At 64.9% G+C, this 10,638-nt stretch carries 4 protein-coding genes; all 4 read right to left on the bottom strand.

Annotation, left to right across the window (positions count from 1 at the left end):
- Positions 1 to 24: 24 nt before the first annotated feature.
- Entirely contained in the window at positions 25 to 7,275 is a 7,251-nt protein-coding gene (locus tag CTR55_RS12480) for an Ig-like domain-containing protein (protein ID WP_296286526.1), read from the bottom strand.
- 150 nt (positions 7,276 to 7,425) lie between these two features.
- Positions 7,426 to 8,250, bottom strand: coding sequence for a sulfotransferase (locus tag CTR55_RS12475; protein ID WP_296286465.1), 825 nt, complete (start codon positions 8,248 to 8,250; stop codon positions 7,426 to 7,428).
- A 327-nt stretch (positions 8,251 to 8,577) separates the two neighbouring features.
- Positions 8,578 to 9,900 carry an ATP-binding protein gene (locus CTR55_RS12470; protein WP_296286464.1) on the bottom strand — a complete coding sequence of 441 codons (1,323 nt, stop codon included), beginning with the start codon at positions 9,898 to 9,900 and terminating at the stop codon, positions 8,578 to 8,580.
- Complete coding sequence (locus CTR55_RS12465; protein ID WP_296286462.1) at positions 9,897 to 10,580, bottom strand: response regulator; 684 nt, start codon at positions 10,578 to 10,580, stop codon at positions 9,897 to 9,899. The genes CTR55_RS12470 and CTR55_RS12465 overlap by 4 nt, the downstream gene beginning before the upstream one ends.
- Positions 10,581 to 10,638 lie beyond the last annotated feature (58 nt).

The following is a 10,638-nucleotide window of genomic DNA, read 5'->3' as shown; positions in this document are numbered from 1 at the left end:
TGAAGTTGTCCAGCCCGGTTGCCTTCAACTGGCCGGCCGTACCTGGCCGAGCTCGCCGAAGGCGTGCGCCAGGTCGGCGACCTGGCGCTGCTCGCGCTGATTCATTTCCTGCAATTGCTGGCCGAGACCGGCCGAACCGAACACACCCCGCAGCCCCTGGCTGATATCGGCCTGGCGCTGGCCGAAGGCCGACAACGCCTGCTCGTCGCCCTCGCGGGCGGCGCTGAAAATCGCTCCAAGGGTGCTGTTGCCGAAGACACCGGCATCACCGCCACCGAAGCCGAGGAAGCCATGACCGCTGCCGTCGCCGAAGGCGCTGTTGCCGTGGTTGGCGAAGATCAGCGCAAGCTGGCTCTGGCTCGGGCCCTCGCGGAACACACTGCCCAGCCCCGACTGCGCCGTGCCACGGTTGCTGCTGTCGAGCAGCGGTGCCTGGCCGAGCGCTGGCGGACCGGCGTTCTGCAGCACCGACGAAACCTGCGGCGCACTGCCCGCCATACCGCTGCCCGGCACCACAGGGCGAACGCCCTGCTCGATACGGTATTGCGGGTCGCCTTGCTGGGCGATGCTGTTGATCGCGTAGCTGTTGGACTGGCTGACGCCGACGCCGGTATTGCCAGCGGCATCGGTGTAGCCGAGGTTGTTCAGCGTTACCACGTTGTTCGAGCCGAGCACATTGACCAGCGGCGTCAGCGTCGCCGTCCAGGTCAGGCCACCGTCGCTGCTGCTCAGGCCGGACAGCGTGGCGTTGCTGGCGCTCAGGTCGGACAGGTCCAGGTCGATGACCGGCTCGCTGAAGGTGATGGTCACCTGCGAAGACTGCCCCTGGCGCAGGTCGGTGTTGGCCACTACGACGGTGGCGCTGGGCCGCACGGTATCGATGCTGAAGTTGGCCGAATGGGTCACGCCGGCACCGGCGTTGCCCGCCAGGTCGTCGACTCCGGCGTTGTCCAGGCTGATCAGGTTGCCAGCGGCGGTCAGGTCGGCGCTGGGCGTGAAGGTGGCCGTCCAGGTAATACCGCCGTCAGCGCTGCCGAGCCCGCTCAGGGTGCCGTTGGTCACGCTCAGGTCCGCCAGGGTGAAACCGCTCACCGCCTCGCTGAAGGCAATGGTCACCGTGGTCGTTTCCCCGGCCTTGAGCTGCGTATCGGCCAGTGTGATGGTGGCTGTCGGGCGCGCGGTGTCGATGGCGAAGGTGTTGGAATCGGTGGTTCCGGTGCCGGTGTTGCCGGCGTCGTCGGTGTAGCCGGTATTGTTCAGGCTGATGACGTTGCGGGTATCGCTGACGCCGGCATTCGGGGTGAAGGTGGCCGTCCAGGTCAGGCCGCCATCGCTGGAGGTCACCGCGCTGAGCGAACCATTGGCGACGTTCAGGTCGGCGTTGTCGAAGCCGCTGACGGCCTCGCTGAAGGTGATGGTGACCTGGCTGGTCTGGCCGATGGCCAGGGTCGGTTCCGCGACCACGATGGTCGCGGTCGGGCGCGCCGTATCGATCACGAAGCCGTTCGACACGGCGCTTCCGCCCAGGGCATTGCCCGCGGCGCTGTGCACGCCGGTGTTGTCCAGGCTGATGTGGTTGCCGGCCTGGGTGATATCGGTGCCCGGCGTGAAGGTGGCGGTCCAGGTGATGCCGCCGTCGCTGCTGCTCACCGCGCTCAGGGTGCCGTTGGCGACACTCAGGTTGGCATTGCTGAAACCGCTCACCGCCTCGCTGAAGGTGATGGTGACCAGCGAGGTTTCACCGGCCTTGAGCGCAGGCTCGGCGAACACGATGTTGGCCGTCGGCACCACAGTCTCGACGCGGTAGTTGGCCGACACGGAAACGTTCACCCCTTCGTTGCCCGCCAAATCGGTGCAGCCAGCGTTGTCCAGGATGATGATGTTGTTCAGGCCATTGATGCCGGCGGTCGGCGTGAAGGTCGCCGTCCAGGTCTTGCCGCCGTCGCTGCTGCTCACAGCGCTCAGGGTGCCATTGGTCAGCGTCAGGTCGTCGTTGCTGAAGCCGGTCACCGCTTCGCTGAAGGTGATGGTCACCAACGAGGTCTCGCCGACTGTCAGCGTCGTGTCGGCCATCACGATGCTGCTGGTTGGGCGTGTGCCGTCAATCCTGTAGTTGTTGGAGATGGCAATTCCCAAGCCGGAGTTGCCGGCGCCGTCGCTCACCAGCGCGTTGTCGAGCAGGATCAGGTTGGTCGCATCGTTTATCGCGGCGGTGGGCGTCAGGGTCGCTGTCCAGGTCCTGCCGCCATCGCTGCTGGCGAGGTTGGACAGGGTGCCGTTGGCAACGCTCAGGTCCGACAGGTCGAAACCGTTGACCACTTCACTGAAGGCGATAGTCACGGTGGTGGTCTGGCCGATGCCCAGGTTGTTGTCGGCAACCGTGATGGTGGCGGTGGGCTGCTGGGTGTCGATCGCGTAGTTGTTGGACGTGGTGGTACCGCTGCCGGTGTTGCCCGCAGCGTTCTCCACGCCACTGTTGTTGAGCGTGATGATGTTGCTGGTGTCGGTCACGTTGCTGTCCGGCGTGAAGGTGGCCGTCCAGGTGATGCCGCCGTCGCTGCTGGTCACCACGCTCAAGGTGCCATTGGTTACCGTCAGGTCGTCGTTGCTGAAGCCGCTCACCGCCTCGCTGAAGGTGATGGTCACCCGGGAGTCGGAGCCGGCAATCAGTGCTGGGTTGCCGACCACGATGGTCGCGGTCGGGCGCACCGTATCGATGGTGAAGCTGGCCGAGTTGGTCACACCGATACCGGTATTGCCGGCCAGGTCGGTATAGCCGGTGTTGTTCAGGGTGATCAGATTGCCGCTGCTGCGGATGTTGCTATTGGGCGTGTAGGTCGCCGTCCAGGTAATGCCGCCATCGCTGGAGCTGAGAGTGCTCAAGGTGCCGTTGGCCACGGACAGGTCGTCATTGCTGAAGCCGGTCACCGCCTCGCTGAAGGTGATGGTCACCGTGGAGGTCTCACCCGCCAACAGACTCGAGTCACCCAGTACGATGGTCGCCGTCGGCCGCACGCTGTCGACCCAATAGGCGTTCGAAATGGCACCGGTACCGACATTACCTGCGATGTCGACTACAGCGCCGTTATTCAGGGTGATGTGATTGTTGCCCTGGTTGATACCCGCCGACGGCGTCAGGGTGGCGGTAAAGGTGATGTTGTCGCTGGTGGTCAGGTTGCTTAGGGTGCCGCTGTTCGACGTCAGGTCGGCCAGGGTGAAGTCGGTCACCGGCTCGCTGAAGGTAATGGTCACCAGCGAACTGCTACCGATGCCCAGGAGATCGTTCGCCACCACGATGGTCGCGGTCGGCTGCTGGGTATCGATCGCGTAGTTGTTGGAGGTGGTGATGCCCATCCCGGCGTTACCTGAAGCTGCCGCCTGGATGCCGCTGTTGTCCAGGGTGATGTGGTTGCTCGGGCTGGTGATGTTGCCGGCCGGGGTGAAGGTCGCGGTCCAGGTGATGCCACCGTCGGAGCTGCTCACCGCACTCAGGGTACCGCCGACCACGGTCAGGTCGGCGTTGGTGAAGCCGGTCACCGCCTGGTCGAAGCTGATCGTGACCAGCGACGTGCCGTTGATCCCCAGCGTAGGATTTGCGACCACGATGGTCGCGTTGGGGCGCACGGTATCGATGCTGTAGTTCGTCGAACTGGTCGTGCCCACGCCGGCGTTGCCAGCCAGGTCGGCGACTCCGGTATTGGCCAGGTTGATGACGTTGGCCGCGCTGTTGGTGTTGGCGTCCGGTGTGAAGGTCGCGGTCCAGGTGACGCCGCCATCACTGCTGCTCAGGTTGCTCAGAGTGCCGTGACTGGCGCTCATATCGGCCAGGGTGAAGCCGCTGACCGCCTCGCTGAAGGTGATGGTCACCAGGCTGGTTTCGCCGGCGGTGAGCGTTGGGTCCGACACGACGATGGTGGCAGTCGGCCGCTGGGTATCGATGGCGTAGTTGTTGGACGTGGTGGTGCCAGTGCCGGTATTGCCGGCGGTGTCGTTGTAGCCGGTGTTGTTCAGGGTGATGACGTTGTTGGCGTTGGTGATGTTCGAGGTCGGCGTGAAGGTCGCCAACCAGGTGACGCCGCCGTCACTGCTGCTCACCGCACTCAGGGTGCCGTTGGTCACCGTCAGGTCGGCGTTGCTGAAGTTGGCGACCGCTTCGCTGAAGGTGATGGTCACCTGCGCAGTCTGGCCGATGTTCAGCGAGCTCCGGTCGATGGTCACGGTCGCGGTGGGTCGTACGCCATCGATGGCGTAGTTGTTGGAGCTGGTGGTGCCACTGCCGGCGTTGCCGGCGGCGTCCTGTACACCGGTGTAGTCCAGGGTGACGCTGTTGCTCGCGCTGTCGATGCCCGCGGTCGGTGTGAAGGTGGCGGTCCAGGTGACACCGCCGTCACTGCTGCTCACCGCGCTCAAGGTGCCGTTGTCCACCGTCAGGTCGCTGTTGGTGAAGCCGGTCACCGCTTCGCTGAAGGTGATGGTCACCTGCGCGGTCTGGCCAACGCCAATGTTGGTCTTGGAGAGCACGATGCTGGCGATCGGCCGCTGGGTGTCGACCGAATAGGCGTTGGAGACACTGCTGCCGACCCCGGCGTTGCCCGCCAGGTCGTCGACCCCGGAATTGGCCAGGGTGATGACATCGCCGTATTGGGTGACGTTGCTGTTCGGCGTCAGGGTCGCGGTCCAGGTGATGTTGTCGCTGGTGGTCAGGTTGCTCAGGGTACCGTCCTGGGCGGTCAGGTCGGCCAGGGTGAAATTGTTCACCGCCTCGCTGAAGGTGATGGTCACCTGGGAGGTGCCACCGATGTTCAGCGAAGTGTTGCTGACCGTGATGGTCGCGGTCGGACGCGTGGTATCGATCGAGTAGGTGTTGGACAGGGTCACGCCGCTGCCGGTGTTGCTCGAGGCATCGGTATAGAGGGTATTGTCCAGGAAGATGACGTTGCCACTGCTGTTGTTGCCAGCGTTTGGCGTCAGGGTCGCGGACCAGTGGATGTTGTCGCTGGTGGAGAGGTTGCTCAGGGTACCGTTGGTCGCCGACATGTCGCCCAGGGTGAAACCCGCCACGGCCTCGCTGAAGGTAATGCTCACCGTGGCTGGCGCCGTGGTGTTCAGGGCCGAGTTGGAAACCACGATGGTCGCGGTCGGCCGTACGGTATCGACGGTGTAGTTGTTCGACTGCGTGGTGCCGGTGCCTGCGGTGTTGGTGGACACGCTGGTGACGCCGGAATTGTCCAGGGTAATGGAGTTGCTGCCGCTGGTGACACTCGGATTCGGCGTAAAGGTCGCGGTCCAGGTGATGCCACCGTCACTGGAGCTCACGGTGCTGAGCGTACCGTTGGATACCGTCAGGTTGCCATTGGTGAGGCCGGTTACCGCCTGGTTGAAGGTGATGGTCACCAGCGACGTGGTACCGATGTGCTGGGAGGTGTTGCTGACGACGATGGTGGCGGTGGGAGCCGGGTTGTAGGCGGTATTCATGACGCCTCCGTCGTTGTAGAGACCGTCAACCGACGACGGCGTGCTTCCCATACCGCCCGCGCCCGGGCCGCCGAAACCGCTGCCACCCTTGTTGTTGCCAATGCTCAGCGCGTTGAAGTTGGCTGCGGTAATCAGCAGGGTGCCCTTGTTCCAGATCGCTCCGACGCCCTTGCCACCCACGCCGCCGGGGTCACTGGAAGCACCTGCTCCATTACCGCCGCCACCGCCACCGCCGCCACCGGCCGCAATGTTGCTGGAGATGAGCGAGTTGCCAACAATGGTCAGGGTGCCTGTGGTGTCGTTGAATATACCGCCAGTGGCAGCGGCGCCCGTGCGCCCGATGTTGTCCCAGCCGGAACCACCACCACCGCCACCGATGGAAAGCGAGCCACTGCTGGCGGTGCCACCCGCGCCACCATTGCTGTAGCCAAATGCACCCGCACCACCCGCACCACCCGCGCTGCTGCCGCCTCTTCCGCCTATGACGGTCAGGTTGTAGCCACCGCCATTACCGCCCGTGTTGGCGGTGCCGTTCCTGCCGGCGTAGTACCCCAGGCCGTTGCCCGTATCACCGCCACGTCCACCGGTCTGCCCGCCAAGAGCGCCGCCGCCCCCGCCAGCGCCGCCAAAGCTGCCGCCCCTGATACCGCCACCAGCACCGCCGCCAGACGCCGCGTTGGCCGTCACCGTGACGTTGTTGAGGGTCAGGTTACCGGCATTGGTAATAGCGCCGCCCATGGCCGCAGTCGCATCGGAGCCAGCGTTGGCGCCGTTGCCGACCACCAGGCCATGCTGGATGACCAGCCCGTCAAGGTTCACTGTACCCGCCCTGACTTCCAGCACCCGGCCGTTGTACTGGCCATCCAGGGTAATGTCGGCCGAACCGTTGCCATCGATATCACCCTCGATGGTCAGGCTCTTGTCGATCACCAGCAGCGAAGCGCTACTGGCATGGCCGGAAAGCGCAATGGTGTTGCCACTGAGCCCCGGGGCGAACTGGATGGTGTCACCGCTGACGGCCCAGTTGATCGCTTCGCGCAACGACAGCCCCGTGCCGTCCGCAAAGTCGGCGTCCTGATCAGCGCCGAAGGTCTGGTCGAGGCCGGTGTCGCTGACGGTAGTCACCGTGATGATCGCCAGGTTGTGCTGGTAAGCCGCTTCGGCAGCGGTCGACAGCACCGGGCGCACCTCGATGGTGCCGGTGGTCACTTCCAGATCCCAGTCGGAACCCTGGCCGGTGCGGTCATCGGAAGCGGCAATATCGCGGCCGGTCAGGCTCGCCAGTTCATCGACGAAGGTCTGCCCGCGCTCGCCCTGGGCGGTGTTGCAGGCGTAGATGAGGATGTCGCCGCCGGCTTGCATGCTGGCGCCGAGTTGGCTGAGCGAGTTGCCGTAGTCGGCGATATTCTCGGCACTGACGTAACTGTTACCCAGCCACAGATCGCCGGAATTGCCATGGGCGATGATCTGCACCGAAGCCGCGCCGGGGTGCGCGGCCAGGTACTGGGCCATCTGCTGCACACCATTTCCACGGCTGTCGAGGAACACCACGTCGGTGTTGGCGGCTACGCCTTGCAGCAGTTGCTGGGCATCTTCCACTCGGGAGTCGACGAAAACCACGTTGCGCCCGCTACCGGCTTCCGCGCCCTGCCCCGCATCGCTACGCGCGTCGCTGGTGGCGGCATGGCTGGTATCGGCGTTGTCCTTGCTGGCGGCGGCGTTGTCGGCGGCGGCATCCTGGGCATCAGTGGATTTGGCCACTTCGGCAGCAGTCGCAGCGACCGCACCGTCGAACATCATGCGCGGTTCCAGCGCCATGATCAGCGTCGGCGAAGGCGTCCGGGTTTCCTGCGGGCGACGCACGGCATCGCCGAACACGCGCTTGATCCACTGCATGCAATGCACCTCTTGGCTCCGCGCGGCTACCTGCCGCCGCGGTCATTCTTGTTATCAGTTGTTCTTGGTGCGAATCACGTTGGCCGCGCTGGCGCTGCCGTCTTCCCAGAAGGAAAGCTTGCTGTACTGCTCGAACAGGTCCGGTGGCAACAGGGTACGGCGCTCCTGCACAGTCACCTGCGGCCGCACCCGGTGCAGGCCGCTTACGCCCAGCGCGGCATCGAAGTCCGGCGCGTCGTAGGCGAGGTTGTCGAAGTCGTGCTCGAACCAGGGCTCGTCGATGAACTGGTAGACCAGCTGCAGCACCTTCTCCGGGCTCTGCACCAGCAGGTCATAGTCGACCACCAGCAGCGAGTCGGCCTGTTCGCCGTAGTACGCTTCCTTGAGCGCGCTCCAGGCGAAGCCGACCAGACGATCGCGCTGGGCCAGGGTTTCGGTGCGGCTGTAGACGGAGTTGCGCTCGGCGGCATCGGCGAACAGCTTGGTGTTCTCGAAGGGGTTGGCGCGGAACAGTTTTTCCAGGCTGTCCATGATCCAGGCGACGTTGCGCACGCAGGCGATGACCTTGCCCTGCGGGAACATCTCGCGCAGGGCCGGCAGGTTGGCGCACCAGAGTCGATTGGTGTCGAACACCACCGACTTGTCATGCTGATCTGCGTAGTAGGAGTCGAACAGCCCGCGCAACAGGCGACGGCGCTGATCAGCACTGATCAGCGGAGCGAATTCACTGCCGGCGCTGCATTGCTCGCGAACACCGGTAAACAGCCCGCCGACGGGGCTGGACATGCCGGCGTGGAAGCGTGGGTTCTGCAACAGAATGGCCGCCAGCAGCGTACTGCCGGAGCGCGGCAAACCCGAAATGAAGTGGAATTTCTGCATCCCTGCGCAACAACTCAATGGCACTTTGCAATTGTGGGATGCTATTCGTTTCAAGAAAATTCGTACAGATGTTTCATACAGCAATCGACAGCGTCGACAGCCCCGCCACTGCCCTGCATTCGGTAAGGCCCGGACTAGAGCCCTGCCCTCCTCCGGAGCGTTGGAAACCGCTCTCTCGAATTCCCACATCGCAGGCCGCCGCCGGGCGAGCGAAGGCAGACTCCGCCGCCTACCAGGCGCTGGATCAGAATGCTCACTTCCACTACAACGACCCGAACGCCAAGCTGGGTCAGCAGGCAATGGAAAGGATCATCGGCAACTGAACAGTCAGTGACGCAGCGGCAGTTCCAGAGTGACGCACAGGCCCTGCGCGGAGCTGTCGAATCGGAGCTGCCCGTGGCAACGCTCGACGATGGCCTGGACAATGGCAAGACCCAGGCCGCTGCCACCTTTGCCGTCCATGCGCCAGAAGCGCTCGGTCAGGCGCGGTAGCAGCTCGGCGCTGACACCGGGGCCTTGGTCCATCACGCAGGCCACCAGGCCGCCATTTTCCGTATGCAGCTCCAGCGTAACGGTGGTGCCGCTGCGGGTATGGCGCATGGCGTTTTCCAGCAGGTTGCGCAGCGCCAGGATGGCCAGCACCGCAGGCGCTTCGAAGCGTTGCCCGGCCGTTACCCCCTGGTTGACCACCTCGATGCTTCCGGGGCACCCGTGCATGGCGTCTTCCACGGCGTGGCGCACCACTTCCAGTACCGTGCTCGCGCCACCATCCTCGAAGGAAAGGCTGCCCTCCACCTTCGCCAGCATCAGCAACTGCTCCAGCGTCCGATGCAGACGATCCGCGCCCTGCTCCGCATAAGCCAGGGCCTGTTGCGCCTCTTCTCCGCGGGTCAGCCGGGCGACTTGCAGGTGGGTCTTGATCGCGGTGAGCGGGCTGCGCAACTCGTGGGCAGCATCCCCGGCAAAGCGACGCTCGCGCTCGATCGCCTTGGCGATCCGCGCAAACAGCTGGTTCTGCGATGCCACCAGCGGGCGGATTTCCGCTGGCAAGCGGCTCAACGACAGCGGCTCCAGTGAGTCCGCCCCGCGCCGGGCGATGGCCTCGCGGATTCGTCGCAAGGGGCTCAAGCCCTGGGTGACGCCGAGCCACAACAAGGCGAGGCTGCCGAGCAAGGCCAACACCACGGGCACCGCTGCGGCAAGCAGGATGGAGCGATTGAGCACATCGCGCTCCTCCATCCGGTCGGCAGTACTGACGCGCATGTCACCGACCTGCAGGGTGAAGCTGCGCCACTGCGAACCGTCGATCTCCTGCGTGTGAAAGCCTGTCCCGGACTCGCCCAGGGAGTGGTCCGGCGTGGCGTGGCTCTGCGCAAGCACCTCACCACGCAGGGATACCACCTGGCAGGCCAGGCCGTCTGGAATTCCCAGTTGCTCCGCCGTCAGGCGACTCGCCTCGTTCCTGCCGGGGAGTGGCTGCGGGAGCTGCTGCAACAGGCCTGCGACCATGCGGGCGGAAGCCGCCAGGCGCTCATCCAGCGAGTGCGACACGCGCTCGCGCAGGTCGCAGAGCATCCACAGCGCGGCAACCGACCAGAGCAGCAGGAAGGTGGTGCCCAGGATCAGGCTCAGCCGCGTGCGCAGGCTCATGCGTCGGGCTCGCCATCGAGGCCCGCCGCGCCGAGGCGGTAGCCAAGGCCACGGATGGTTTCGACGATACCGTTGCCGAGCTTGCGCCGCAGGTTATGGATGTGCACGTTCAAGGCATTGCTTTCCACATCGTCGGTCAGGCCGTAGATGCTGTCTTTCAGCTGGTCCGCGGTGAGGATGCGCCCGCGATTGTCGAGCAGCGCCATCAGCAGCGCCTGCTCACGGCGCGACAGGTCGACGGGCTGGTCCGCCAGCAGGGTTTCACGGGTACTGGGGTCGAAGCGCAGGCAGCCATGCACGATGACATTGACGCTTCGCCCCGCCGCGCGGCGCTGCAGGCTATGCAGCCGGGCGTGCAGCTCGAGCAGGTCGAAGGGTTTGAGCAGGTAGTCGTCAGCGCCCGCCTGCAGCCCCGCCACCCGGTCACTCACGGCATCGCGTGCGGTGAGGATCAGCACCGGCAGGTCTTCGCCGCGCCGCCGCAACCGGCGCAACAGTTGCAAGCCATCCTGGTCGGGCAGGCCCAGGTCGAGCACCAGCACATCGAAGCGAGCGACCTGCAGCAGGGCGTCGGTATCGGCGGCATTGCCGACCCGGTCGACGGTCATGCCCTGGGCGCGAAGCCCGGAGACGATGCCGGCGGCGATGAGGTCATCGTCTTCGGTGAGAAGTATGTGCATGGCGGAATTCGGTGATGGGGTTGCGGCACGCTGCCAGGCGAGGATTAAGCGAACGTTA

Origin of the sequence: Pseudomonas sp. (assembly GCF_002796985.1) — a bacterium.
In the GTDB taxonomy this organism is placed as follows: Bacteria; Pseudomonadota; Gammaproteobacteria; order Pseudomonadales; family Pseudomonadaceae; genus Pseudomonas.
The sequence above is the reverse complement of the archived record's forward strand: the minus strand, read 5'-3'. Positions and strand labels throughout refer to the sequence as shown.

Excerpts from the sequence above, each read along its gene's own strand:
- CTR55_RS12480 (WP_296286526.1), bottom strand. The coding sequence starts at position 7,275 with ATGATGTTCGACGGTGCGGTCGCTGCGACTGCTGCCGAAGTGGCCAAA.
- CTR55_RS12475 (WP_296286465.1), bottom strand. The coding sequence starts at position 8,250 with ATGCAGAAATTCCACTTCATTTCGGGTTTGCCGCGCTCCGGCAGTACG.
- CTR55_RS12470 (WP_296286464.1), bottom strand. The coding sequence starts at position 9,900 with ATGAGCCTGCGCACGCGGCTGAGCCTGATCCTGGGCACCACCTTCCTG.
- CTR55_RS12465 (WP_296286462.1), bottom strand. The coding sequence starts at position 10,580 with ATGCACATACTTCTCACCGAAGACGATGACCTCATCGCCGCCGGCATC.